Annotated in this window: 22 protein-coding genes, 1 tRNA gene and 1 riboswitch; of the genes, 4 read left to right on the forward strand and 19 right to left on the reverse strand. The window is 71.2% G+C overall.

What is annotated here, in order from left to right:
- Positions 1–37 precede the first annotated feature (37 nt).
- From ACIGA3_RS29705 to ACIGA3_RS29720, 4 genes are all read right to left on the reverse strand, one after another.
- Positions 38–709, reverse strand: a complete 672-nt coding sequence (locus tag ACIGA3_RS29705; protein WP_399721472.1) for a hypothetical protein — start codon at positions 707–709, stop codon at positions 38–40.
- Between the two features lie 84 nt (positions 710–793).
- On the reverse strand, positions 794–2,740 hold the full coding sequence (locus ACIGA3_RS29710) for a hypothetical protein (protein ID WP_399721474.1): 1,947 nt from the start codon (positions 2,738–2,740) through the stop codon (positions 794–796).
- Positions 2,741–2,862: 122 nt separating this feature from the next.
- On the reverse strand, positions 2,863–3,081 hold the full coding sequence (locus ACIGA3_RS29715; RefSeq protein ID WP_330236235.1) for a hypothetical protein: 219 nt from the start codon (positions 3,079–3,081) through the stop codon (positions 2,863–2,865).
- 70 nt (positions 3,082–3,151) lie between these two features.
- Positions 3,152–3,367: a hypothetical protein gene (locus tag ACIGA3_RS29720; protein ID WP_161148036.1), complete on the reverse strand. Its 216-nt coding sequence runs from the start codon at positions 3,365–3,367 to the stop codon at positions 3,152–3,154.
- A 239-nt stretch (positions 3,368–3,606) separates the two neighbouring features.
- On the opposite strand from ACIGA3_RS29720, the gene ACIGA3_RS29725 reads away from it, so the two are divergent.
- On the forward strand, positions 3,607–4,014 hold the full coding sequence (locus tag ACIGA3_RS29725) for a helix-turn-helix domain-containing protein (protein WP_399721476.1): 408 nt from the start codon (positions 3,607–3,609) through the stop codon (positions 4,012–4,014).
- Between the two features lie 178 nt (positions 4,015–4,192).
- Positions 4,193–4,444: a hypothetical protein gene (locus tag ACIGA3_RS29730; protein WP_399721478.1), complete on the forward strand. Its 252-nt coding sequence runs from the start codon at positions 4,193–4,195 to the stop codon at positions 4,442–4,444.
- Positions 4,445–4,499: 55 nt separating this feature from the next.
- Here ACIGA3_RS29730 and ACIGA3_RS29735 read toward each other — a convergent pair.
- Positions 4,500–4,583, reverse strand: a tRNA-Leu gene (locus ACIGA3_RS29735).
- A gap of 389 nt (positions 4,584–4,972) precedes the next feature.
- On the opposite strand from ACIGA3_RS29735, the gene ACIGA3_RS29740 reads away from it, so the two are divergent.
- Together ACIGA3_RS29740 and ACIGA3_RS29745 are read left to right on the forward strand one after the other, a co-directional pair.
- Complete coding sequence (locus tag ACIGA3_RS29740) at positions 4,973–5,743, forward strand: ABC transporter ATP-binding protein (protein WP_399721480.1); 771 nt, start codon at positions 4,973–4,975, stop codon at positions 5,741–5,743.
- Complete coding sequence (locus tag ACIGA3_RS29745; RefSeq protein WP_399721482.1) at positions 5,743–8,271, forward strand: ABC transporter permease; 2,529 nt, start codon at positions 5,743–5,745, stop codon at positions 8,269–8,271. Before ACIGA3_RS29740 ends, ACIGA3_RS29745 begins: the two co-directional genes overlap by 1 nt.
- A 59-nt stretch (positions 8,272–8,330) precedes the next feature.
- Here ACIGA3_RS29745 and ACIGA3_RS29750 read toward each other — a convergent pair whose 3' ends face one another.
- The 14 genes from ACIGA3_RS29750 to ACIGA3_RS29815 form a co-directional block, all read right to left on the reverse strand.
- A complete protein-coding gene (locus tag ACIGA3_RS29750) occupies positions 8,331–9,635 on the reverse strand; it encodes a class I SAM-dependent methyltransferase (protein ID WP_399721484.1) in 1,305 nt (434 codons plus the stop codon).
- Between the two features lie 193 nt (positions 9,636–9,828).
- Positions 9,829–11,211, reverse strand: a complete 1,383-nt coding sequence (locus tag ACIGA3_RS29755) for an NAD(P)/FAD-dependent oxidoreductase (RefSeq protein WP_399721486.1) — start codon at positions 11,209–11,211, stop codon at positions 9,829–9,831.
- A 466-nt stretch (positions 11,212–11,677) separates the two neighbouring features.
- Positions 11,678–12,619, reverse strand: a complete 942-nt coding sequence (locus ACIGA3_RS29760; protein ID WP_399721488.1) for an exopolyphosphatase — start codon at positions 12,617–12,619, stop codon at positions 11,678–11,680.
- Positions 12,616–13,179 carry a DUF501 domain-containing protein gene (locus ACIGA3_RS29765; RefSeq protein WP_399721490.1) on the reverse strand — a complete coding sequence of 188 codons (564 nt, stop codon included), beginning with the start codon at positions 13,177–13,179 and terminating at the stop codon, positions 12,616–12,618. Before ACIGA3_RS29765 ends, ACIGA3_RS29760 begins: the two co-directional genes overlap by 4 nt.
- Positions 13,180–13,224: 45 nt before the next feature.
- On the reverse strand, positions 13,225–13,701 hold the full coding sequence (locus tag ACIGA3_RS29770; protein WP_399721492.1) for a septum formation initiator family protein: 477 nt from the start codon (positions 13,699–13,701) through the stop codon (positions 13,225–13,227).
- 167 nt (positions 13,702–13,868) lie between these two features.
- Positions 13,869–15,158 carry a phosphopyruvate hydratase gene (gene eno, locus ACIGA3_RS29775; RefSeq protein WP_399721494.1) on the reverse strand — a complete coding sequence of 430 codons (1,290 nt, stop codon included), beginning with the start codon at positions 15,156–15,158 and terminating at the stop codon, positions 13,869–13,871.
- A gap of 347 nt (positions 15,159–15,505) precedes the next feature.
- On the reverse strand, positions 15,506–16,216 hold the full coding sequence (locus tag ACIGA3_RS29780; RefSeq protein WP_399721496.1) for a transglycosylase family protein: 711 nt from the start codon (positions 16,214–16,216) through the stop codon (positions 15,506–15,508).
- A gap of 4 nt (positions 16,217–16,220) precedes the next feature.
- Positions 16,221–16,399, reverse strand: a riboswitch (cyclic di-AMP (ydaO/yuaA leader).
- Positions 16,400–16,580: 181 nt separating this feature from the next.
- Positions 16,581–17,615, reverse strand: coding sequence for a transglycosylase family protein (locus tag ACIGA3_RS29785; RefSeq protein WP_399721498.1), 1,035 nt, complete (start codon positions 17,613–17,615; stop codon positions 16,581–16,583).
- 123 nt (positions 17,616–17,738) lie between these two features.
- Complete coding sequence (locus ACIGA3_RS29790; RefSeq protein ID WP_399721500.1) at positions 17,739–19,106, reverse strand: cytochrome P450; 1,368 nt, start codon at positions 19,104–19,106, stop codon at positions 17,739–17,741.
- A gap of 107 nt (positions 19,107–19,213) precedes the next feature.
- Positions 19,214–20,209 carry a nucleoside triphosphate pyrophosphohydrolase gene (locus ACIGA3_RS29795; protein ID WP_399721502.1) on the reverse strand — a complete coding sequence of 332 codons (996 nt, stop codon included), beginning with the start codon at positions 20,207–20,209 and terminating at the stop codon, positions 19,214–19,216.
- Between the two features lie 141 nt (positions 20,210–20,350).
- Positions 20,351–20,989 (reverse strand): SurA N-terminal domain-containing protein, encoded by a 639-nt coding sequence (locus ACIGA3_RS29800; protein WP_399721504.1) that lies wholly within the window; start codon positions 20,987–20,989, stop codon positions 20,351–20,353.
- Positions 20,990–21,140: 151 nt separating this feature from the next.
- Positions 21,141–21,761, reverse strand: a complete 621-nt coding sequence (locus ACIGA3_RS29805) for a hypothetical protein (protein ID WP_399721506.1) — start codon at positions 21,759–21,761, stop codon at positions 21,141–21,143.
- A gap of 177 nt (positions 21,762–21,938) precedes the next feature.
- Entirely contained in the window at positions 21,939–23,705 is a 1,767-nt protein-coding gene (locus tag ACIGA3_RS29810; RefSeq protein WP_399721507.1) for an insulinase family protein, read from the reverse strand.
- Positions 23,706–24,701, reverse strand: a complete 996-nt coding sequence (locus ACIGA3_RS29815; protein ID WP_399721509.1) for a hypothetical protein — start codon at positions 24,699–24,701, stop codon at positions 23,706–23,708. It abuts the gene before it with no gap.
- Between the last annotated feature and the right edge of the window lie 33 nt (positions 24,702–24,734).

Below are 24,734 nucleotides of genomic sequence, written 5' to 3' on the forward strand. Positions count from 1 at the left end.
AACCGGCGGCCGGCCGGGAGGGACGGTCAGACCGGGGTCAGTGGCCCGGCCAGCCGTCCAGTCGGCGGTGCAGGGTGACGTCGGGCTTGTCAGTGCCCTTGGGCGCCTTGGCCACGGCCGCCTGGAGGACGCCGTTCACCTCGCCCGCGAGGGCGTCCACCTTGGTCCGGAGCTCGGCGGCGGGCAGCGTGGACCGGGTCAGCGCGTCCAGCCTGCGGTGGACGTCGGCCAGCCGGCGGCGGGCCCCCGCGTCCAGGGTGAGCGGGTGGGGCGTGGAGACGACGAACTGGTAGGCGCCGGCCAGGGTCTGGCAGCCGTCGCAGTACTTGTTGGCCGCGTCGCTGACGTTCACCGCCTTCAGGTGGTGCGCGTCCCCGGCGACCGTGACGATCTGGAAGGACAGCGCGACCGACCGGCAGTGGTCGTCGACCGAGCAGCCCATGGAGACCGCTCTGGCCTGGTTGCGGACGGAGGTCGCGTCGACCTTGCCGAACTGGCGGATGGTGAAGGAGTCGCGGGCCTGGGTGTGGTGGAGCCGGCCCGCGTTGGTGAACACGCTGTCCGAGACCACCGCGGCGGACCGGGCGGGCCCGGTCGCGGCGTGCGCCGGGACGGCGGTGGCCACTCCCGCGGCACCGGCGGCGAGGAGGACGGTACGGACGGCACGCCCGTTGAACGGGCTGCTGCGTGGTTTCCGGTGACTGCTCATGGTTCTCCCGATGAATGGATGACGTGCTGATGAGGCGGCCCGGCACACGCGCGGACGCGGGCCGGGCCCCGAGCCGCGACGGGGTCAGGACGACGACACCGGAGCCGGTGGATCGCTGGTGGCCGGCGCCGTCGTAGGTGCGGCCGAGGGTGTCGGCGTGGCGCTCTCCGAGGGGACCGGAGAGGTCTCGGTGACCGGGGGCGGCGACTGCTGCGTGGACGGCTGGCCGGCCGGCGCCCCGCCACCGCTGCTGCTCTCGCTCTGCTGGGGCCCGTCCTCGCCGCGCGTCGGCTTGTCCGGTGCCGCCGACGAGGCGGAGGACGACTGCGGCGCGGAGGCGGAGGCACCGTCCGGAGCCCCGGCGCTCGGGTCCCCCGGCTCGCCCCCGGCCGGCGCGCCCGGTGCCGCCGAGGGCTCACCGGATGCGGCGCCCGGCCCGCCGGAGATGTGTCCCGGACCGGCGCCCGGCGTCGAGGCGTCCGGGGACGGCGGCGCCGTGGTGGGCACCCCCGGCTGGAGGATCGGCGCGATGGGCGGCTTCTTCGGCAGCGGCTGCGGGGTCACCCCGGACATCCAGGCGTAGCTCAGTCCGCCGAGTCCGGCGAGCAGCAGCCCGCACAGCGCGATCCGCAGGGTGGGCCGTCCGGCCGTGGAGCGTTTGGCGAGCCGGAAGAGCCTGCCGCCGATCTTCACGGAGAGATAGAGGACACCGGCCATCGGGAACAGCAGCATCAGCGTGCCCAGGACCCCGACGATGCCGGGCAGCACGTCCCCGTCGGCGAACGCCGACCCGGTGCCGGTGACCTGCTCGGTGAGCGAGCGGATCATCGTGCTGATGATCCGGGGCAGGTTCCACAGCCCGTAGCCCAGCTCGCCGATGATCAGCGGCACCATGGTCAGCACCCAGGTGGCGACGATGGTGCGCGCGGACTTCTTCAGCCCCGCGACCTCCTGGCGGGCCGACTGCCCCCGCTCGCCCGGCACCAGGGAGAGCAGGATCGGCTTGATCTTGCCGTACAGGTCCGGGACGCCCGCGAGGTCGCCCAGGATGTAGTAGCCGTCCAGGCGGACGGCGGGCATGAGCTGTTCCAGGATCTCGAAGTGGCCGAGGTAGACCGCGGCCAGGAAGAACTGCTCCCCGGTGGCGAAGTAGGCGCCGGCCATGGCCAGCATGAAGACGACGTTGAAGTAGACCCCGCCGAAGTCGGTGCGGATGCGACCGGCCTTGTTGATCCGGTAGACGTCGGTGACGTCGGTGTACATCGACGGCCAGATGAGGAAGAGCCCGCAGCCGATGCAGCCCGGTCTGGCCCCTCCGTACCGGCACGCGGAGGCGTGGCCGAACTCGTGGAAGACGAGCGAGGCCACGGTGAGGGCGAAGACCAGCAGGATGAGCACCGGCTGGTCCAGCACCTCCAGCACCGGTTCGATCGCGCCGAAGAAGCCGAACAGCCAGACGTCCATGGCGACGGCCGCCAGCAGCACCGCGGCGACCACCGCCGGCCTGTGCAGCCAGGTGAGCGACCGCGCGATCCGGGCGGTGCGGCGCTCGTTGAAGATCACCCGGTGGCCCTTGAGGGCGAGCAGCAGATCGGAACGCGGGGCGTCGACCTCGTCGCTCTCCTGCCCCTCGGGCACGGTCACGCCCAGCGGGTCGAGCTTGTTCTCCACGAGGTAGCGGATGTTCTCCGCGCTGACCTCGCGGCCGAAGCGCGCGCTGACCCGGTGGGCGATCGTGTCGTCGTCGCGGACCCCGTCGACGGACGACGCCACCAGGTACAGCAGGCGTGAGAGCTGCACGACCTGCCCGTCCCCCCGACGGGCGATGTACTTGGACTCGGTGAACCCCGAACCCTGGTACTCGCCGTGCAGCCGCATCCCGGCGCTCAGCCTCGGGACGGGCCGGGCGGGCACCCCGGCTGCCGGCAGGCTTCCGGTCGCCACCTGCTCGTACGTCACCGGCCAGCCACCTGGTCCGGGCAGCGGTCCGGTGTCGTACAGCGCGGTCGTGCCGTTCCCCAGCACCGTCATCTATGGTCTCCCCCCACGTCGATGCCGCCTCACCGCCGCTTTCCCCCCGGCATGGCCGCGGGGGCGGACCGGCCCGTGCTCGGGCGCGGTCCGCCCCCGTGACCGCCGTCGCGGCGGTGGGGCTACTGCTTGACGGTGATCGTCTGTCCGGCGTGCGACTGGGCGTCCGACCACAGGGAGTGGTCGTTGAGCGCGGCGGACTGGTTGGCGGCCTCGATGTTGGCCACGTGCTTGGTGACGTTGACCGTCTTGTTGAAGCTGAACTTCAGCTTGCCCAGGGCCTCGCGGCCCGGCAGCAGCTCCGCGGACTCGGCGTCCAGGTCGCGCATGTCCATGCTCATGATGGGTGTCCCTCTCTTCTGGCTTTCCTGGTCCTGCTGGTGATGACGCGTGGGCGGTGGTGCGCGCGGACTACTGGCTGACGCTGATCGCCTGCGAGGCGCCGGAGTTGGCGACGGACCACGCCGAGTGGTCGTTGAGGGCGGCCGACTGGTTGGCGGCCTCGATGTTGGCGACGTGCTTGGTGACGTTCACCGTCTTGCCGAAGCTGAACTTCAGCTTGCCGAGGGCCTCGCGGCCGGGCAGCAGTTCGGCGGACTCGGCCTCGAGCTCGTGGGCGTCCATCATGATGATTCCCCCTCGGGAAATGGGCACTTCCGGTCGGACCGAGTCAGGTTCCCCCCGGACTCTGTCCAACTTGGTCGGACGAGCTGTCCAACGAGATTGGACACTAGGTCCTCGCGGGGGCGACGCGCAACCCTTTCGGGTAATCACCCTTTCGGCGGTTCAGCTACTCGCCCGTAGACTCCCTCCCGACAGGGACGTGCGGCCGAGCGGCGAGCAGGACGAGCAGGAAGTGACCAACGGTGGCCAACGCACTGCAGCAGTTGATCCGCGAACGCCTGGACCGCGAGGGCTGGTCCTACGGCGAAGTGGCGCGACGCGGCGGCGTCCCCCGCTCCACCGTCCACCACCTGGCCACCACCGAGCGCGTGGTGCGCATGCCCCAGGCCGGCACCCTGGAGGGCCTGGCCAAGGGACTCGAACTCCCGCTGGACACGGTCCGCCGGGCGGCCGCCGAGGCATGCGGCATCCATGTGTACGGCAGCCCGGCCGGCGAGGACGACGCTCCGACCGCGCCCCGCTCCGGCGACCCCGAGGTGGATCTGCTCATCGCCAGCGTGCAGCGGCTGTCGTCCGACGACCGCAGACATGTCGCCGCCCTGGTGGAGTCCCTGCTCGGCCGCCCGGCGAAGCCGGACCCGGACGCCTGACCCGGACCGGGGCGCGTTGCGGGGTGTCCGAACGGCGCCCCGGCCCGGGCGCGCTTCCGCCAACTGGGAAAAAGAAAGCAAGTCCACCCGAACGGGCCGAGATCCCCCGCTAGTCTCTCGTCCTGCCCGAGGAGCGAGAGCCGCACGACCACGGGCCCTTGGGGGGAACGTGTTGTTCGTGCATGGCGGGCCTGCCACCGCGGTGGTCCGGGGCCCGGACGGCGAGTCCGTCGTACTCCTGTCCGGCGAACTCCCCGAGGTCCTCACCGACCGGGCGGTCCACGAACTCCTCGACCTCGCCGCGGCCATCCTGGGCACGGAGGAGCTGACCCTCTTCCACACCTGCCTCGACACCCTGCGCCGCAACGGCATGCGAGCGGGCCGCAGCATCGAGGTCGACGGTGCGGTACTGACGGTGTACGAGGGCTGAACGATGTACGAGGGCTGAGACGACGGCGTCGGCCGGTCCGCCACGACAAGGAATGTGCCCGGAGCCGGACTCGAACCGGCACGCCCGCGAAGGGGCAGCGAGGTTTAAGCTCGCCGTGTCTGCATTCCACCATCCGGGCAGGCCGTGGGCTCCGCTTCGAGAGCATGAGCCTATCGGGAGGCTTCACTCGGACAGCGGAGAGGACGGACCGATGTTGTCTTATTTTATTGATGTCTGAGGGTGCATCAGACCACGGTACGAGCCATCCGCACTTGCCAGCAGCCTGCCGTGACACCCGCACGCCTGTACGCGGAATGACGGAATTTCACCTACCGAACAAGGGCGGTCCCCCTGTTCCTGGCGGTACGTCCCCTCAGGGTCGGCCGTCCTCCCCAGGTATGACACCGCTCCGCTTCGTCCGACCGGAGTCGCGGTCGGGAACGGGAACAGCGGCTGACCGGACGGCTTCCGGGAACGGGGACGATGGGGGGAGACCCCGAGACCGCCGTCCGACAGGAGCCCCACCCCGTGACCACCACACCCACCGCCGGCAGGACCACCGCCGTGGCCGCGCGCGCCGCGGAGCTGTCGAAGATCTACGGGCAGGGTGAGACCCGAGTGGTCGCCCTGGACCGGGTCTCCGTCGAGTTCCGGCAGGCCGAGTTCACCGCGATCATGGGCCCCTCCGGCTCCGGCAAGTCCACGCTGATGCACTGCGTGGCCGGGCTGGACTCCTTCTCCTCCGGTTCGGTGCGCATCGGCGAGACCGAGCTGGGCTCGCTGAAGGACAAGCAGCTGACGCGGCTGCGGCGGGACAAGATCGGCTTCATCTTCCAGGCGTTCAACCTGCTGCCGACGCTGACCGCGCTGGAGAACATCACGCTGCCGATGGACATCGCGGGCCGCAAGCCCGACAAGGAGTGGCTGGACCGGGTGATCGAGATGGTCGGCCTGTCCGGGCGGCTTACGCACCGGCCCTCCCAGCTCTCCGGCGGCCAGCAGCAGCGCGTCGCCGTGGCCCGCGCGCTGGCCTCCAAGCCGGACATCATCTTCGGTGACGAGCCGACCGGAAACCTCGACTCCCGCTCCGGCGCCGAGGTGCTGGGCTTCCTGCGCAACTCCGTGCGCGAGCTGGGCCAGACGGTGGTCATGGTGACCCACGACCCGGTCGCCGCGGCCTACGCGGACCGGGTGGTCTTCCTCGCGGACGGCCGGATCGTGGACGAGATCCAGGACCCGACCGCCGACTCGGTCCTCGACCTGATGAAGCGCTTCGACGCGAAGGGCCGTACGAGCTGATGTTCCGCACCGCGCTGCGCAACGTCCTCGCGCACAAGGCCCGGCTGATGATGACGGTGCTCGCCGTCATGCTCGGCGTCGCCTTCGTGTCCGGGACGCTGGTCTTCACCAACACCCTCTCCCGCGCCTTCGAGAACAGTTCCGCCCAGGGCTTCGACGGTGTCGACGTGGCCGTACGGGCCAAGCACCAGAAGGCGAGCGGCGACCGGGTCGGCTCCACCCCGGACCTGACCCCGGCGCTGCTGGCCCAGGCCCAGAAGGTGCCCGGCGCCGCCTCCGCCACCGGTGTCGTCAGCGGCTTCACCGCGCTCGCCGACAAGCACGGCAAGCTGGTCGGCGACGGCTGGCAGTCCATGGGCGGCAACTACTGGGGCACCGAGGACGCCCGCTACAAGCTCGTCTCCGGCCACGCCCCGCACGGCGCGGGCGAGCTGCTGATCGACTCCGAGACCGCCCGCCGCACCGGCTACCGCGTCGGCGACACCGTCCGTCTCTCGGTCGACGGCCCGGTCCTCACCCCGCGCGTCGCCGGTGTCTTCACCACCGACGACGGCAACGTGGCAGCGGGCGGCAGCCTCACCCTCTTCGACACGCCGACCGCGCAGACCCTGCTCGGCAAGAAGGGCGCCTACGACGAGATCGACGTGACCGCCGCCCCCGGCACCAGCCAGAGCGCGCTCAAGGCCGCGCTGGACAAGGCGCTCCCGGCCGGCCAGGTCAGCACCACCACCGGTGAGAAGCTCGCCGCCGACCAGGCGGAGCAGATCTCCTCGTCGATGAGCGGTCTGCGCCAGGTACTGCTGGTGTTCGCGGGCATCGCCCTGTTCGTCGGCACGTTCATCATCGCCAACACCTTCACCATGCTGGTCGCCCAGCGCACCAAGGAACTCGCCCTGCTGCGGGCGGTCGGCGCCTCGCGCGGGCAGGTCACCCGCTCGGTGCTGGCCGAGGCGTTCGCGGTCGGCACGGTCGCGGGCGTGGCCGGACTCGCCGCCGGTGTCGGTATCGGCGCCGGACTGCGCGCCATGCTGAACTCCTTCGGCGCGAGCATGCCGGACGGGCCGCTCGTGGTCACGCCGGGCACGGTGGCCGCCGCGCTCGCCGTCGGCATCGTCATCACCGTGCTCGCCGCCTGGCTGCCCGGCCGCCGGGCTGCGAAGATCCCGCCGGTCGCGGCGATGAGCAGTGTGCACGCGACCGCCACCACCCGCTCGCTGGTGGTGCGCAACACCATCGGCACGCTGTTCGCGGCGGCCGGCGCCGCCGTGGTCCTCGCGGCCACCACCATGGACACCGACAAGGGCCAGGGTGCGATGGGCCTCGGCGCGGTGCTGCTGATCATCGGCGTGTTCGTGCTGACCCCGCTGCTGTCCCGCCCGCTGATCGCGGCGGCCGCTCCGCTGCTGCGTCTGTTCGGCGTCTCGGGCCGCCTGGCCCGGCAGAACGCGGTGCGCAACCCGCGCCGTACGGCGGCCACCGCGTCCGCGCTGATGATCGGCCTGACCCTGATCACCGGTATGACGGTGATGGCGGGCAGTCTGCAGAAGTCGATCGACAAGATGGCCGCCGCCTCGATCCGCGCGGACTACGTCGTCTCGATGGCCAACCACACCCCGCTCTCCCCCGACGTCGCCACCAAGCTGGCCGCCACCGACGGGGTCGCCTCCTCCAGCCCGCTGCGCAACGGTGCCTCCCGCATCGACGGCGGTACCGAGTTCCTGACCGGTGTCACCGGCTCGGCGATCGGCGAGCTGACCGACCTCAAGGTGAAGCAGGGCACGTTCGACGTGTCCGGTTCGCGGATCGTGGTGGACTCCGACCGGGCCAAGGAGCACGGCTGGAAGGCCGGTTCGAAGCTCACCGCGCACTTCGAGGACGGCACGAAGGGCACGCTGACCGTCGCCGGGGTGTACGAGGGCAACGAGATGATCCGGGGCATCATGATCGACGACAAGGTGCTCACCCCGCACCTGCGCGCCCCGGCCGACATGCAGGTCCTGGTCCGCACGACGGACGGTGCCTCGGACGCGACCAAGGACCGGCTGGCCAAGGCCCTCGGCTCCAACCCGGCCATCCAGGTGCAGGACAAGCAGGACATCACCGACGGCATCGCCAAGATCTTCACGCTGATGCTGAACCTGGTCTACGGCCTGCTCGGCATGGCCGTGGTGGTCGCGGTGCTCGGTGTCATCAACACGCTGGCCATGTCGGTGTTCGAGCGCTCCCAGGAGATCGGGATGCTGCGCGCGATCGGCCTGGAGCGCGGGTCGGTCAAGCGGATGGTCCGCCTGGAGTCCCTGGTGATCTCGCTGTTCGGCGGGGTGCTGGGCATCGGGCTCGGCGTGTTCTTCGGCTGGGCGGCCGGTGAGCTGCTGGGCACGAAGCTGGCGACGTACGAGCTGGTGCTGCCCTGGTCCCGGCTGGCGCTGTTCCTGCTGCTGGCGGCCCTGGTGGGCGTGCTGGCGGCGCTGTGGCCGGCCCGGCGGGCCGCCCGGCTGAACGTGCTCGGCGCGATCAAGACCGAGTAGCGCACCCAAGCAGTCGTGGGGCCCCGTTCCGGGTTCGGAGCGGGGCCCCACGCGTGTCGTCAGGCGTTCCAGAGGCGGGTGCGGGCCGGGAGTCCCGAGGCGCCGGACTCCGGGGTGCGCAGGGCCAGGACCTGGTTGACGCCGATCTGGCTGCGCTCGAAGGCGAGCGCGGAGGCGGCCATGTACAGCCGCCAGACGCGGGCGCGGCCGAACCCGGCGAGCCGCGTCGCTCGCTCCCAGTCGCCCTCCAGGTTGGTCACCCAGGCGCGCAGGGTGCGGGCGTAGTGCTCGCGCAGCGACTCCACGTCCCGCACCTCGAACCCGGCGCGCTCCAGCATGGTGACGGTGGTGCCGACGGGGGCGAGTTCGCCGTCGGGGAAGACGTAGGAGTCGATGAACGCGTCGACCTCGTACTCCGTCTCGTCCCGCTGCGGGCGGCGGGCGATCTGGTGGTTGAGGAGCCGTCCGCCGGGCTTCAGCAGGCCGTACAGGTCGCGCGCGTAGTCCAGGTAGCCTTCGGCGCCGACGTGCTCGGCCATGCCGATGGAGGAGATCGCGTCGTACGGGCCGTCGCGGACGTCGCGGTAGTCCTGGACGCGGATCTCGACCCGGTCGGTGAGGCCCTCGTCGGCGACGCGCTTGCGGGCGAAGGCAGCCTGTTCCTGGGAGAGGGTGATGCCGACGACGTTCACACCGTGCTCGCGGGCGGCGTGGACGGCCATCGAGCCCCAGCCGCAGCCGACGTCCAGCAGCCGCTGACCGGGCTTCAGGCCGAGCTTGCGGCAGACCAGTTCGAGCTTGTCGCGCTGGGCGCTCTCCAGGGAGGCACCTGTGTCAGGGGCCTCCCAGTAGGCGCAGGAGTACACCATGGACGGGCCGAGGACCAGCGCGTAGAAGTCGTTGCCGACGTCGTAGTGGTGGCTGATGGCCCGCTTGTCGGTGCGGCGGGTGTGCAGATGGCGCCGTCTGCGGACCTCCTCGCGTGGCGGTGCGGGCGGCAGCGGCGGTCCGACGAGCCGGATCAGCTCGCGTACGGCGGCCCGCGCGGCGGGGTCGCGCACCGTTTCGACGAGGGAGCGCCCGCTGTCCTCGTCGTTGTGTTCCCAGAGCGCACCGGCGACGGCGCCGAGGGCGGTGTACAGATCACCCTCGATGTCCAGGTCACCGGCCACCCAGGCGCGGGCCATGCCCAGTTCACCCGGCTTGAACAGCATGCGGCGCAGGGCGCGCCGGTTACGTACGACGATCACAGGGGCACCCGGCGGGCCGGCCTGGGAACCGTCCCAGGCCCGGACCCGCAGCGGGAGGGGGGCTCCCAGCAGTTGTTCGGCAACTCTCACCAAGCGCGACGCGGCGTCGGCCATGACGCACACCTCCAAGACGACGATCCCGGATGTCCGTTACCACGTAAACACCTCGACGTACCCGGCACAGTCCCGCATTGGGGTTACGACAGGGCAAAACAGCGCCTCGGGGCCGGGAACGCCGAAGGACCTCCCGCACCACGGATGGCGGAAGGTCCTTCGGGTGAAACGGTGTACGGAGGCTGACCGGAGGTCAGGAAGCCTTCGCCTTCTCCTCGGTCTTCGGCGCGGCGGCGACCGGGGCGGGCTTGGCGGCCTCGTAGAACTCCTCGCGCGGGTGTTCCATGGCGCCGAGGGCGACGACCTCGCGCTTGAGGAACATGCCGAGGGTCCAGTCCGCGAAGACGCGGATCTTGCGGTTGAAGGTCGGCATGGCCAGACCGTGGTAACCGCGGTGCATGTACCAGGCGAGACGGCCCTTGAGCTTGATCTTCATCTTGCCCATGACGATCATCGCCACGCCCTTGTGCAGGCCGAGACCCGCGACGGCGCCCTTGTTGGCGTGCTCGTAGTCCTTCTGCGGGAAGCCCCGCATTCCGGAGACCACGTTGTCGCCGAGGACCTTGGCCTGGCGCAGCGCGTGCTGGGCGTTCGGCGGGCACCAGGCGTTCTCGTTGCCCGCCTTGCGGCCGACGAGGTCGGGGACCTGGGCGTTGTCACCGGCGGCCCAGATGTAGTCGGTGCCCGTGACCTGGAGGGTCGGCTGGCAGTCGACGTGACCGCGCGGGCCGAGGGGCAGACCGAAGCGGGACAGGGCCGGGTTGGGCTTGACGCCCGCGGTCCAGACGATCGTGTCGGAGTCGACCTCGAGGCCGTTCTTCAGCACGACGTGGCCGTCGACGCAGGAGTCCATGGAGGTGGAGAGGTAGATCTCCACACCGCGGCTCTCCAGGTGCTCCTTGCCGTACTGGCCGAGCTTGGGGCCGACCTCGGGGAGGATCTTGTCGGCGGCGTCGACCAGGACGAAGCGCATGTCCTCGCGGGACACGTTCTTGTAGTACTTGGCGGCGTCGCGGGCCATGTCCTCGACCTCGCCGATGGTCTCCGCGCCCGCGAAGCCACCGCCGATGAAGACGAAGGTGAGCGCCTTGCGGCGGATCTCCTCGTCGGTCGTGGAGTCGGCCTTGTCCAGCTGCTCCAGGACGTGGTTGCGCAGGCCGATGGCCTCCTCGATGCCCTTCATACCGATGCCCTGCTCGGCGAGGCCGGGGATCGGGAAGGTGCGGGAGACCGCGCCCATGGCGATGACCAGGTAGTCGAACGGCAGCTCGTACGCCTCGCCCACGAGGGGGGCGATCGTGGCGACCTTGCGGTCCTGGTCGATGGTGGTGACCCGGCCGGTGAGGACCTCCGCCTTCGGCAGCACGCGTCGCAGCGGTACGACGACATGGCGAGGGGAGATGTTGCCGGCGGCGGTTTCGGGGAGGAAGGGCTGGTAGGTCATGTACGACCGGGGGTCGACGACCGTGACGGTCGCCTCTCCGAAGCGCATCTTCTTGAGGATGCGCCGAGCTGCGTACAGGCCTACGTACCCACCGCCTACTACGAGGATCCTGGGACGCTCCGTGGTGCTCATGCCATCGAGTATCCACCCGGTCCTGGGGGGTAGCTCGTGCGCCCCTTCACAAGGTTGGAGAGGGGGTGTGTTATCCTCCGCCACTCGCGTGACGCAGGTCATGTTCACAAGGGGGAACCGCGGGCGTCCCTGACCCGTTGTCAATGCCGCTTGAGCTGGCCGTCCGGCCTCCCGAGCCCCCCGCGGGGCACCCTTCACAGACGCTTCGGACACCCCGTCGAAACACCCGCGCAATACGGTCGTGATCATGCTCCAGGGGCCTTCCGGCCCCCGAACGGGTCAATGCGGACCCTTGCGTCCCCCACCGGGGCCGATTTCCTTGTGAAGAACTTCACGAAGGTTCCTGACGGAGCCCCGCGAAGCGGCGTGTCGGCCGCTCCACGGGGGCGCTCAAACGTCGTCCAGGCTGCTCAGCCGCATGCTACTGGACGGTAACGAGCCGTTCTTCCAAGGCCGTCGGGCCCGGCTACGCCACGGACCACGCGATGCCGTCGAGGATGTCGTGCTCGCTGACGACGACCTCCTCCGCGCCGGTCCGCTCCATGATCGCCAGCAGGACGAGGGCGCCCGCGCCGATCACGTCGACCCGGCCCGGATGCATGGAGGGGATCTCCGCGCGCTCGGCGTGCGAGGAGCTGAGCAGCCACTCGGTGATCTGGCGGACGCGGCCCCGCGAGATCCGGGAGTGGTGGATGCGCGCGGAGTCGTACTCCGGCAGCTCCAGCGCGATGGCGGCCACCGTGGTGACCGAGCCCGCGAGCCCGACCAGCGTGCGCGCCTCGTCCAGCGGCACGGTCTCGGCGGCCAGGTCCAGCGCGGCCGCGATGTCGGCCCTTATGGCGGCGACCTGCTCGTGCGCGGGCGGGTCGGTGACCTTGCCGTCGTGCACCAGGTGCCGTTCGGTGAGCCGCACGCAGCCGATGTCCACCGACCGCGCGGCGCCCACGTGGTCGTCGCCGACGACGAACTCGGTGGAACCGCCGCCGATGTCCACCACCAGGTACGGCTTGTCCAGGTGGTCGCTGCCGGACAGCTCCCGGGTCGCGCCGGTGAAGGAGAACTCGGCCTCCTGCTCGCCGGTGATGACCTCCGGCTCCACGCCGAGGATGTCCACGACCCCGCGCACGAACTCGTCCCGGTTCTCCGCGTCGCGCGAGGCGGAGGTGGCGACGAACCGCACCTTCGTCGCGCCGAGTTCGCGGATGACCTGGGCGTACTCGCGGCACGCGGCGAAGGTGCGCTCCAGCGCCTCGGGGGCGAGGCGGCCGGTGCGGTCCACGCCCTGGCCGAGCCGGACGATCGTCATCCGGCGGTCCAGGTCGGTCAGTTCACCCGTCTCGGGGTTCGCGTCGGCGACCAGCAGGCGGATGGAGTTGGTGCCGCAGTCCACGGCGGCCACCCGGGTCACCGGCCCTCCTCCGCACCGGACTCGGCCGGCTGAGCCGCACAGGCGTCGCCGGGCGTCACGCACGGGCCCTTCGCCCACCACTCGGGCAGCATGGCGATGGCCTCGTCGCCCAGCGGGTTCACGCCCGGACCGGCGGCCAGCGAGTGGGCGACCAGGACGTGCAGGCACTTCACCCGGTCGGGCATGCCGCCCGCGCTGGGGAAGCCCGCCAGGACCTCGATCTCGTCGCGGCGCCGGATGTAGTCCTCGTGCGCGTCCCGGTAGGCGGCGGCCAGCTCCGGGTCGTTCTGGAGCCGCTCGGTCATCTCCTTCATGACGCCGTTGGCCTCGAGCGTGCCGATGGCCGAGTTGGCGCGCGGGCACGTCAGGTAGTACGTCGTCGGGAAGGGCGTGCCGTCGGGCAGCCGGGGCGCCGTCTCCACGACGTCCGGCCGGCCGCAGGGGCAGCGGTGGGCGATGGCCCGCAGGCCGCGCGGCGGGCGGCCGAGCTGGAGCTCGAAGGCGGCGATGTCCGCCTCGGTGGGCTCGGTACGCGGAGTGTGGGGCGGGGGCGTTTCCATGACTGCTTCCAGGGTGGCTTTCTGTCGGTCACCGGCGGGTGCCGGTCACTGGTCGGAGGCGTCGGACTTGTCGACGCCGTCCCAGACGTTCGCGTACCAGGGCCGGTGGGCGGCCCCTCGGTCGGTGCGGGACTGCTTGGCGGCGCCCGGGTCGATCACGACGAACCCGGTCTCGCCAGGCATCACATAGTGCAGCCTGCGCCGGATCTGCTGCTCGGCGTAGGCGTCGTCCTGCCAGCGGGCCTTGACGTCCCTGAGCTGCTCGACGCGGCCGCGGGCCTGCTCCTGGCGGTGCTTCAGGTCCGCGATCTCGGCGCGCTGGGAGACGTACTGGCGCATCGGATAGGCGAGCGCCACGATCATCGAGCACAGCACCAGGGCCAGCAGGGCGGCGCGGCCGGTGAGGCGGGAGCGGCGGGCCTGCCGCTTGGTCTGGGAACGGTAGACGCGGGCCGCCGTCTGCTCACCGAGCAGCCGCAGCCTGGTCGTGGTGGAGAAACGGTCCCGGTCCCTCGCGGCCATCTGGCTCTCCGCCTCCACTGTGCCTGTGCGTCTTGTGCTGTGCTTCTCGTGCCGTGCGCTGCTGGGCTCACACGTGCGTACGTCCCCGGACACGGTACGGGACCGGGTCCGGGGACGTAGGTACGACGGGCGGGGCTGGCCCGCGCCTAGGTCAGCCCTTGCTGTGCTTACTGGTTCGCAGAGCGAAACCGCGGGAAGGCGCTGCGGCCGGCGTAGACCGCGGCGTCGTCGAGGATCTCCTCGATGCGCAGCAGCTGGTTGTACTTGGCGACGCGCTCGGAGCGGGCCGGGGCACCGGTCTTGATCTGGCCGCAGTTGGTGGCGACGGCCAGGTCGGCGATGGTGACGTCCTCGGTCTCGCCGGAGCGGTGGGACATCATGCACTTGTAGCCGTTGCGCTGGGCCATCTCGACGGCGTCCAGGGTCTCGGTCAGCGAGCCGATCTGGTTGACCTTGACCAGCAGGGAGTTGGCGATGCCCTCCTCGATGCCGCGGGCGAGGCGCTCGGGGTTGGTGACGAACAGGTCGTCGCCGACGATCTGGACCTTGTCGCCGATGCGGTCGGTCAGGACCTTCCAGCCGGCCCAGTCGTCCTCGAACAGCGGGTCCTCGATGGAGACCAGCGGGTAGGCCGCCACCAGCTCCTCGTAGTACTCCGTCATCTCGGCGGCGGAGCGCTCCTTGCCCTCGAAGAGGTACTTGCCGTCCTTGTAGAACTCGGAGGCGGCGACGTCGAGCGCGAGGGCGATCTGCTCGCCGGGGGTGTAGCCGGCTTCCTTGATGGCCTCGAGGATGAGGTCGAGGGCCTCACGGTTGGAGCCGAGGTTCGGGGCGAAGCCGCCCTCGTCGCCGAGGCCGGTGGCGAGGCCCTTGTTCTTCAGGACCTTCTTGAGGGTGTGGTAGACCTCGGCGCCCCAGCGGACGGCCTCGGAGAAGGACTCCGCGCCGATCGGAGCGATCATGAACTCCTGGATGTCCACGTTGGAGTCGGCGTGCGAGCCGCCGTTCAGGATGTTCATCATCGGCACCGGCAGCAGGTGCGCGTTGGGGCCGCCCAGGTAGCGGAAGAGCGGCAGGTCGCTGGCCTCGGAGGCGGCGTGGGCGACGGCGAGGGAGACGCCGAGGATGGCGTTGGCGCCGAGCGAGCCCTTGTTGTCGGTGGCGTCCAGGTCGAACATGGCCTGGTCGATCAGGCGCTGCTCGGTGGCGTCGTAGCCGACCAGCTCCGGGCCGATCTGCTCGATGACGGCGAGGACGGCCTTCTCGACACCCTTGCCCTGGTAGCGGTTCGGGTCACCGTCACGCAGCTCGATGGCCTCGAAGGCACCGGTGGAGGCGCCGGACGGGACGGCGGCACGGCCCGTGCTGCCGTCGTCGAGGCCGACCTCGACCTCGACCGTGGGGTTGCCTCGGGAGTCCAGGATTTCCCGAGCTACGACGACGTCGATGGACGGCACGAGCATCTCCTTCGTGGATGTGACGCAATGAGTGCGCGGCGGATGCCGGATGGCATGCCTTGCGCCTAGAGCCTAACCGTCCCAGGGGTGCCGGCCATCGACCGACCGCCCTGTGAACGGGGTGGTGCAGGGAGACCGTACCCATTGTTCACGCCCGGAACAAAGGGTCCGGGCAAACGGTCCGGGCAAAGGGTCCGGGCAAAGGGTTCTGGGCGATGGGACCCGCCGGGGGAACGCGCACCGCCCCGGCGCGCGGGGGGAACGCGTACCGGGGCGGGGGTCCGTCAGGGGACCGGGAGCTCACGGGGCCGGACGGGTCGGGGGCCGGTCCCGTGAGCGGGTCGCGGTTACTTCAGGTGCAGCATCTGGCCGGGGTAGATGAGGTCGGCCTTCTTCACGATGTCCTTGTTCAGGTCGAACAGCTTCTTCCAGCCGCCCTTGACACCGTGCTTCGTGGCGATGGAGCTGAGCGTGTCGCCCTTGACGACCTTGTACTCGCCGTCGCCCTTCTCGACCTTCTCACCGGTCGGGGTGGTGACGGTCTTGCTCGCGGCCGGGCGCTCGGTGGAGCGGGAAGCGGTCTGCTCGTCGGCGGCGCGGTCGGAGGTGACGGCCGCGGCCTTGTCCTCCGTCTTGCTCTCCGTGGCGGGAGCCGGGCTCGCCGGGGCGGCGGAGCCGCTGTACGGCGTGCTGGACAGGCCCGTGCCGCAGACCGGCCAGGCGCCCTTGCCCTGGGCGGAGAGCACCTTCTCGGCGACGGTGATCTGCTGCTCCTTGCCCGCCTTGTCGGCGGTGGCGGCGTACTGCGTGCCGCCGTACGCGGCCCAGGTGGAGGCGGAGAACTGCAGACCGCCGTAGTACCCGTTGCCGGTGTTGATGGACCAGTTGCCGCCCGACTCGCACTGGGCGACGGCGTCCCACTCGGAGCCGGTGGCGGCGGAGGCACTGCCCGACGCCATCACCGGGCCCGCGACGGCCGCGCCGGCGACACCGGCGAGCGCGAGGACACGGACGGTCTTGGACGGGCGACGGTGCTTGCCCTTGCTGGAGAACAGCATGGATCGATCCCCTCACCGACGCCTGCGAGGTGAGCTGTCGGGTTCGGGCCGGTTGAGTTGCCCGGCCACCCCTCCCTCGTACTCCCGGAAGGCGTGGCTTCACCCCAAGCCCCAACCGGCGTCAATCACCGGTTCGGGCACTTACCTTGGGTCCCCCGCTCCTGCCTACGGCGCTTGACGCGACGGTTGTCCCCGAGGGCCGCTGGCAGGATTCGGCGTTGCGGCCACGGGTGCTCGTGGTGACGAGCGGTCCCGACCGTAGACACGCGTCGCGGCGAAATTCAAAGACGATCAGGGCTTCTGAGAGTCATCCCACACTTTCGCCAAATGGGACATATAAGAGGATAGTGGGTGTCAGATTCCGCTATTCGGCGTCCGTTTCGCCCGGCACTTTCAGGGTCTGACCGGGGTCGACATGGTTCGGGTCGGAGCCGATGGCCTGCTTGTTCGCGGAGTAGAGCGCCTCCCACCCGCCGTCCACGTCAAGGGAGTCGGCGATGGAGCCGAGCGTGTCACCGTCACGGACGGTGTAGGTGGTCGGGGAGGCGGTGGCATGGCGGCCCGTTCCGGCCGCGTGCTGACCGCCCGTCACGCTCTCCTCGGCGCTGCCCCCGCGGTGACGGCCACCGCCACCGAGGTCACCGGTGTCGACCAGGCTCCAGGAGCCGCCGGCCTCCCACGAGTCGTCCGACTCCTTGGCCGCGGGGGCACTGGAGGCCGAACCGCCACCCTTGTACCCACCGCCGGAGGCCGCGGGCGCCGAGGCGCCGGAGCGGGAGGTGTCGGTGTCCTTGCCGGAGTGGCCGGAACCGGCCTTCTCCTCGGCGCTCGCGGACGGCTTGCCGGTCTCCTTGGCGGAGGAGTCGGACGAGGGGGACGAATTCCCCAGTCCGGACGAGTCGGAATCATCGGACGAAGCGCCCGCGTCGGGGGTCTCGTCCGCCTTGTCGGTACCGCCGCCGGAGCCGTCCTGGTCCGCGGACGGGGACTCGCTCACGCCCGTGTCGACGTCCACCGAGCCGGAGTTGGAGGTCAGTCCGGCGAGCAGGGCGCAGGTGGCCCAGTGGGTGGTGCCCTGCTCGTCGAGGATCTTCTCGGCCACCGAGATCTGCTGCGAACGGCTGGCCTGGTCGGCGCTGGCCGCGTACTGCGTGCCGCCGTACTTGTCCCAGTCGTCCTGGGATATCTGGAGGCCGCCGTAGTAACCGTTGCCGGTGTCGGCGCTCCAGGAGCCACCGCTCTCGCACTCGGCGACCTTGTCCCAGGTGGTGCCGTCGGCCGCGTTCGCGCTCGCCGCCCCGAGGAGCGGGATGGCGATGGCGGACGTGGTCACGCCGGCCGCGACGAGGAGCGCCGGAGCCTGGCGGGGTCGACGGTGCCTACCGTTCCCGGAGAGCATGCGGTTGCCTTTCGTGCGACAGCAGTACGGCGTGGCAAGTGGTGCTCGGCGCCACACTGATGGGTGAACGTATCGGCAGACGATCGCTTGTCACAAGTTCATGCCGCACAGATCACGTGAAGATCACATAGTTGAACGTCCGTCATGTGCGCTTTCACGACTGGGACCGACCGGTGTGAACTCCACCGGCAGTGTGCGCAGTCCACGCATGATGAGCCCGCCGCGCCAGCGCAGTTCGGCCGGATCGGCCGCCAGGCGCAGGTCCGGGAGCCGGGTGAGCAGGGTGGCCAGCGCGGTCTGGCCCTCCAGCCGGGCGAGCGGGGCGCCCAGGCAGTAGTGGATGCCGTGCCCGTACCCCAGGTGCTGGTTGTCGCGGCGGCCGAGGTCCAGCAGGTCCGGGTCGGCGAACCGCTCCGGGTCGCGGTCCGCCGCCGCGAGGACCACCAGCACCGGGTCCCCGGCCGCGATGTCCTGGCCGCCGATGGTGAGCGGCCCGGTTGCGTAACGCCAGGTCGCCAGCTCCACCGGGCCGTCGTAGCGCAGCAGTTCCTCCACCCCGGTCTGGAGCAGTCCGGTCTCCCCGGCGGCCAGCGAGAGCTGGAGCCGCCTGCGCTCCCCGGGGTGGGTGAGCAGGGCGTAGGTGCCGTTGCCGATGAGGTTGACGGTGGTCTCGAAGCCGGCGAAGAGCAGGATGAAGGCCATGGCGGCGGCCTCGTTCTCGGTGAGGTGCTCGCCGTGGTCGGAGGCCCGGATGAGCGCCGAGATCAGGTCCTCGCCGGGCTCGGGTTCGGCGGGGAGTGCCTGGCGCTTGCGGTGGATGAGGTCCGCGAGATAGCCGCGCATCTTCTTCACCGAACGCGCCACCCCGCCCCTGGGCCCGCCGCCGTGCCGGATCATCATGCCCGCCCAGTCCCGGAAGTCGTCCTGGTCCTCGCGCGGGACGCCGAGCAGGTCGCAGATGGCGTAGATGGGGAGCGGGAAGGCGAACTCGTGGATGAGGTCGGCCGAGCCCTTCTCGGCGAACCGGTCGATGAGGTCGTCCGTCAGCTCCTGCACCCTGTCCGCGAACTCGGCGACCCGGCGCGGGGTGAACGCCTTGCTGACCAGGCGGCGCAGCCGGGTGTGGTCCGGCGGGTCGATGTTCAGCAGGTGGGTCATCAGGTCGGCCTTGCGCTCACCGGGGATGCCGGTCTTGCCCTTGGCGTGCGCGGTCTCGGCGTGATGTGCCGGGTTCTTGCTGAGCCGCTGGTCGGCCAGGGCCTGCTTGGCATCCGCGTACCGGGTGACCAGCCACGCGTCCACCCCGCTGGGCAGCTTGGTCCAGCGCACGGGAGCGTGCTCCCGGAGCCAGGCGTAGGCGGGGTAGGGGTCGGCGGCGAACTCCCAGGTGAAGAGCTCCGGGGCGGTGTCCTCGGCGGAGGCTCCGGCGGGGGCTCCGGCCGGGTCTTCGGGGGTGGGGTCGTCAGGGGTGGGCTGGTGCGGCTGGGTCACCTCTCGACGGTATCCGGAGGGCGGGGGCGGGGTGCGGGTCGGCTCCTCTCTATTGGGGTCCCGGGCCCCTGCCGGTCTATTGGGGTCCCGGGCCCTGCCGGCCTGGGCTACTCGGTGTCGTCGTCCGGGGCGGGCACGCCCTCGGCTGTGCGTATCGCGTCCCGGTAGGTGCGGGCGGCCGCTCTCAGGGCCGCTTCCGGGTCGACGCCCGCTTCCTCGGCGCGGGCGGCCAGGTCCAGCAGCTCGTACCCGATGCCGTCGCCCTGGGGCAGGGGGACGTCCAGGCCGGCGGTGCGGACGCGGGAGGCCAGCTTGGCGGCGAGGGCGAGGCCGGGCTGGCCGAGGGGGACGCCTTCCGTCACCGAGGTGCGCTGCTTCTCCTCGGCCTTGGTGCGCAGCCAGTGCGCCTTGACGTCCTCGGGTGTCTCGGCCTCCTCCTCGCCGAAGACATGCGGGTGACGGTGGATCAGCTTGGTGACGATGCCCCCGGCCACGTCGTCGATGGAGAAGGGCGCGTCCGGGTCCTCCTCGGCGATGCGGGAGTGGAAGACGACCTGGAGCAGCACATCGCCCAGCTCCTCCCGCAGCTCCTCCCGGTCGCCGGCCTCGATCGCCTCGACCAGTTCGTACGCCTCCTCGATGCCGTACTTGGCGAGGCCCTCGTGGGTCTGCCGGGAGGACCAGGGGCATTCGGCGCGGATGCGGTCCATGACCTGGACGAGGTCGAGGAGGCGGGCGCCGGGCAGGTCGTAGGAGGCGGGGAGCAGCTCCAGCTCCGGCATCTGCACCCGGCCCGATCCGGCGAGCCGGGCGAGGCCGTCGGTGAGAGCGGGCTCCCCTTCGCCGGTGGCGACGACGACCACGGTCCGGTCGCCCGCGCAGGCGTCGACCAGCTCCTCGGCGGTGGGGGACGCCTCCGACACCGCTATGCCGGCCTCGCGCAGATACGGCACCTGCGGATGGGCGCCGTCCGCGCACAGCACGGCGTCGGCGGTGCGCAGCGCCTGCCAGGCGGGCCAGGACAGCAGGCCGGGGGCGACGCGGTGGCTGGTGGTGAGCAGGACGATGCGGCCAGGGGCGGTTTCGGGGCTGATTGCGTTCACGATCCGAACGTAACCCAGGACGCGAAATGACGGGTCGAGTTATCCACAGGGACGGGAGAGTCCTGTGATCGTATGACCGACACGTCGCGCGGGGCCGGGAACCAGCAGGTCACACGGCCCGCGCCGGGCGTACCGCGTCCGTCAGGCGCTCTGGGCCGCCGAGGCGTCCCGCAGCCAGGGCGTACGGGCGTCGACCCGGCTGCTCTTGGCCACGTCCCAGGCGCCGTAGCGCGGGTTCACATCGATGTGGAGTTCCTTCGACGCCTTGGACAGGGCGTCCCAGAACGGGGGCTGGCTGGTGTCGGTGCCCAGCTTGGTGGCGAGCTTCTGCGCCTCGATCTGGAGCCCGAGGTTGTCGTCGAGACGCTCGGGTGCGATGCCGTACTTCTGGAGCCAGGCGGACTGGAGCTGCTTGGTGCCGCCGGCCTGCTTCTCCAGGTCGGTGCGCATCCGCTGGACCTCCTTGCGGGTGACCGTGACGCCCTGGTCCCGCGCGGCGCGGTGCAGCACCTGGTCGAGGACCATGTTGTGCAGGGTGTCGCGGGTGAGGCTGCCGGTGGAGGCCAGGACCTGCTGGTACTGGGCCTGGTCGGACACCTCCGCCCGCTGCGCCGCCCGCACCTCGTTCACCCGGCCTTCCAGCTGCGACACGGTGATGCGCGAGCCGCCGACGACAGCCGCCGCGCCGGGATGCGCGTCGTTGCCGCAGGCGGTCAGGAGCGGGGCCGCGGCGGCGATCGCGGCGGTGAGGGCTAGCGCGGTGCGACGGCGGCGGAGCAAGGGGAACCTCCTGAGGAGATTGTGCGACGGTGCACAAAGTCTTGCGGTGATCGATGTTAGGCAGCCGTACTGCTCCGGCCAACCCATTGGACCAACGATTCACCACGAGTTCGGGCACCGCCGCCGGTGTTTCCCGTGTCACGCGGGCCCGCTAGCTCTTCGCGTCGACCGCCCGCTCGACGGCGCCCGCCACGTCGGCCCGCAGGCCCTCGCCGGTGCGGACGACCGACACGTTGTCCCCGGAGCGCCCGCCGCCGACCAGCACGAAGCTGGTCTTGCCGTACTTCGGCGCCGCTTCTGCCGCGACGGAGACCTCGGGTCCGCCGACCGCCACGACGACCTCGCAGGAACCCTGGAGCATGCTGTTGAGGAACGGCCGCGCGTTGCCGACGCTCTGCTCCCCCATAACCTGCTGGTAGTTGACCCGCGCGTGCGTCTTGAGGGAGGCGTCCTGCATGCCCTGCCAGACGGCCGCGGCGGGGGTGCCGGCCGCGATGCCGTCCTTGCCGGTGAGCAGGCAGGCGTCGATCTCGGTGTAGTGCCGCGCACGGGTGTCGGGGATGGGCGGCCGGTCGTCGCCCCCGAAGAGGAACGCGCACACCACGACGACCGCGGCGACGACAGCCAGGGTGCCTGTGGCAAGCATGATCGTGCGCCTGCTGAGGGAGCGCAGCCAGGAGACGAGAGCCCGGCCGAAGCGGGCGACCCCCGCCTCCGGCCGCCGCGTCGCCGCCGGACGCGACTGCGTCACCTGTCGGACCTGCTTGGTCACGAACTACCTGCTCTCCTGCTCCGGACCGGCACGGGTTCTACGGCTGCTGACACGTATCCACGATGCCGAAACCGGTTGGCACCGTAGCCCACGCCCGTCCGACTCCCAGAAAAGATCCCGCCATGAAAATCACAAGACTCACTTAAGCAACAGCAAAACCTGGGTGGGCCGGCGCCTTCACCTCCGGCTGGTGCGCCGCAGAATCCGTACGGCGGGCCACGCCAGCAGGGCGGTGACCCCCCATAGGAACCCCGAGATGGCGAGCCACTCGCCGGTGCTGGTCTCCGGATCGTCCGCGCCGAAGACGGTGAGCATGAGGGCAAGCAGGGCGAAGCAGCCGCCCAGGACCCCGAGGAGGACCATCGCCACCGTCTGGCCTCCGGTGCGCCGGGGCCGGTCGGCCGGGGCGGTGCCGGCGGTGGCAGGGGTCGCCCTGGAGCGTGCGGCTGTGGTGGTGCCGGACGCCGGTGCCCTGTCCAGGCGCGGTGGATTCTGCCGTGGCGGCAGCAGCACCACCGCGTCGGGCGGTACCGCGGCGTCGATGGCCGCCATGGTGCTCGCCTCGACGCCGTACACCGCCGGCTCCACATCGACGGTCAGGCCGTCGGTGCCGATGAGCCGGCGGCCGCCGTCGGGCCAGCTCAGCATGGCGGCGCAGGAGCGGTGGAGGACGGTCGCCACCCGCGTCCCGTCGGGTCCGGGGGCCGACCGTTCCGTCAGGCTGACGCCGTCGTCGCCCACGGTCAGCTCGGCGTCGCCCGCCCGTCCCGTGATGAAGCGCCGGCCGGTGACCGCGTGGTCCGAGGCGGTCGGCGCGGCCGTGTACCCGGCCCAGTCCGCCGAGTGTCCGGAGGGCACCTGCATGAGGGCCGTCCCGGCAGCCGACAGGGCCACCTCGTGCAGGTGCCCCGGTGTCACCGTCCACAGCTCGGCACGCAGTTCAGCGACATCGTGCGACGGGCGCCCCGCGAGCAGGTCCTCCGCCATGCCGGGCAGCCGTCGCGCCGCCGCCTCGGGCGCGGTCAGGGCGGCGTCGGCGCGGCCGCGCACCGCGTCCAGGTCGGCCTGGTCGATCCGGCCCGCCCGGAACCCGGCGAGCACGTCGACGAAGCCGCCGAGCACCGCGTCCTGCTTGGCGGGCAGCGCGTCCGCGAACGCGGTCACGACGGCGAAACCGTCTCGCCGGGACGTGAGGTCGCTCGCGGTCGTGTACGAGTAGCCGCCCTCCTGGCGCAGGGCGCGGGTCAGTTCGCGCTCCAGGACGGCCGAGTACAGCCGGGCCGCGGCCGTGTCGGCGACCACGGAGTCCAGCAGGACCCCGCCGCTGCCGTCCGAGAAGTACGCCGGGGTGACGGGCAGGGCCGAGGTCACCGCGGGCATCGGTCGCCGGTCGCCCGCGGGCAGCTTGAGGGAGAGGCCGGCCGGGATGCGCTCACCGGCGATCCAGAGCACCGCGTTGTCCAGCGTGAACCAGCTCTGCGCCCACTGCCACACGTCGTGCGCGCTCGCGTTGCGCACACCCCACTCCGGGTAGCTGACCAGGCCGTATCCCTGGGCGCCGTACCGCCACAGCGGGAGCGAACTCGTCTCGCGGCGGGACTCCTCGGTGCGCAGGATCTCCTTCTCCGTCTCCAGCCGGTCCATGGGCAGGTCGGTGAGGGAGGCGCAGACACCGGTGAGGTAGGCGGCGACCTCGTGCTCGGCGCCCTCCACGTGGAAGTGGGTGAACGCGGCCTTGGTCGCGCCGTTGTAGTGGTAGTCCGCTACGCCCTGCCGGTACAGCGCGAGGTGCTCGGTCAGATGGGTGAGCCCGGCCCGGCCGAGGGTCTCGTCGGCGACCCCGACCCGGAAGACGAGCCCGGCGCGCATCGGCCCGGCGGCGTACGTGAAGAGGGTGGGTATGCCGTCGACCTCGGTGTGGTGGACGGCGGACTGCGGGTTCATCTACGGCCTCGGTTCGGCGCGGTGCGCGGCATTCGGAAAGGGGGCGGACGCGGAGGCGAGGGCCGCGTCCCGGTGCCGTACGTAGACCTCGGCCGGCTCGCCGAGATAGCTCCAGGGCACCTTCGACGCCAGGTTGCCCAGCGCGCGGAAGTGGGCGGCGGCGCGGGCGGTGTCGCCGATCAGGGAGAACAGGGCCGCGAAACAGCCCGCGACGGTGACCCAGCCGGGATCGCGCCGGAACTCCGGGTGGAGCACGGACCGTCCGGCGGCCTCGACCAGCTCCGCGTGGACGTGGAACTGCCGCAGGTACGCGTGCCGTTCCTCGCCCGCGTCCAGGTCCAGCCAGTGCTCGAGGTGCGCTTCCGCCACCAGCCCCGCGCTCAGGGCGCCGTCGGGGGCGCCGAGCATGCGGTCACGGGCGAAGGAGTGGGCGGCCTCCCAGCTACCGCCCCACTTGGGACACAGCTGCTGGAGCAGCCGGGTCTGGGCCGTGAAGTGGTGCGGGTGGGACTTCTCAAGCCGGTCGTAGCGGCGGCGCGCCTCGTTCTGGCCGAGCTGGAGCCCTCGGGCGGTGTTGAGCCGCTCGGCCCAGGCGGGGGCGTAGGACGGGTCGAGGGCGGTGGCGCGTATGAGCAGTTGTTCGGCGGTGCGCAGGTGCGCGTGGAAGGTGGCGAACTGCTCTCGGGTCACGCTCTCGGCGCGGGCGCCCGTACGGACCTCCCAGCCGATCTCGACCTCACGGGCGCCGAGGAGGGTCAGCGCGAACACGTCGTCGGGGGCGGCCGCCACCAGGTCGCGCAGGGCCCGCTCGACGCCCTCCGTCCCGGCCACCACGCCGAAGACCTGGGAGGTGTCGCTCCCCTGCGGCAGTCCGGCGAGGTACTGGCGCACCCCCGCCCAGTCCCACGCGGCCACCGCCTGCCGCAGCCAGGCGACTTCGGGATAGGCGGACGTGATCTCGAAGTCCGGGGGCGGGAGCGGGGAGGCGAGCGACATGCCCGGATCTTAGGCGAGGGGTGTGACAAGCGG

Origin of the sequence: Streptomyces sp. NPDC085596 (assembly GCF_044541565.1) — a bacterium.
Lineage (GTDB): Bacteria > Actinomycetota > Actinomycetes > Streptomycetales > Streptomycetaceae > Streptomyces.

Coding starts and splice junctions, on each gene's coding strand:
- ACIGA3_RS29810 (WP_399721507.1), bottom strand. CDS start 23,705: ATGAACCCGCAGTCCGCCGTCCACCACACCGAGGTCGACGGCATACCC.
- ACIGA3_RS29715 (WP_330236235.1), bottom strand. CDS start 3,081: ATGAGCATGGACATGCGCGACCTGGACGCCGAGTCCGCGGAGCTGCTG.
- ACIGA3_RS29815 (WP_399721509.1), bottom strand. CDS start 24,701: ATGTCGCTCGCCTCCCCGCTCCCGCCCCCGGACTTCGAGATCACGTCC.
- ACIGA3_RS29710 (WP_399721474.1), bottom strand. CDS start 2,740: ATGACGGTGCTGGGGAACGGCACGACCGCGCTGTACGACACCGGACCG.
- ACIGA3_RS29780 (WP_399721496.1), bottom strand. CDS start 16,216: ATGCTGTTCTCCAGCAAGGGCAAGCACCGTCGCCCGTCCAAGACCGTC.
- ACIGA3_RS29765 (WP_399721490.1), bottom strand. CDS start 13,179: ATGGAAACGCCCCCGCCCCACACTCCGCGTACCGAGCCCACCGAGGCG.
- ACIGA3_RS29750 (WP_399721484.1), bottom strand. CDS start 9,635: ATGGCCGACGCCGCGTCGCGCTTGGTGAGAGTTGCCGAACAACTGCTG.
- ACIGA3_RS29745 (WP_399721482.1), top strand. CDS start 5,743: ATGTTCCGCACCGCGCTGCGCAACGTCCTCGCGCACAAGGCCCGGCTG.
- ACIGA3_RS29755 (WP_399721486.1), bottom strand. CDS start 11,211: ATGAGCACCACGGAGCGTCCCAGGATCCTCGTAGTAGGCGGTGGGTAC.
- ACIGA3_RS29770 (WP_399721492.1), bottom strand. CDS start 13,701: ATGGCCGCGAGGGACCGGGACCGTTTCTCCACCACGACCAGGCTGCGG.
- ACIGA3_RS29785 (WP_399721498.1), bottom strand. CDS start 17,615: ATGCTCTCCGGGAACGGTAGGCACCGTCGACCCCGCCAGGCTCCGGCG.
- ACIGA3_RS29705 (WP_399721472.1), bottom strand. CDS start 709: ATGAGCAGTCACCGGAAACCACGCAGCAGCCCGTTCAACGGGCGTGCC.
- ACIGA3_RS29720 (WP_161148036.1), bottom strand. CDS start 3,367: ATGATGGACGCCCACGAGCTCGAGGCCGAGTCCGCCGAACTGCTGCCC.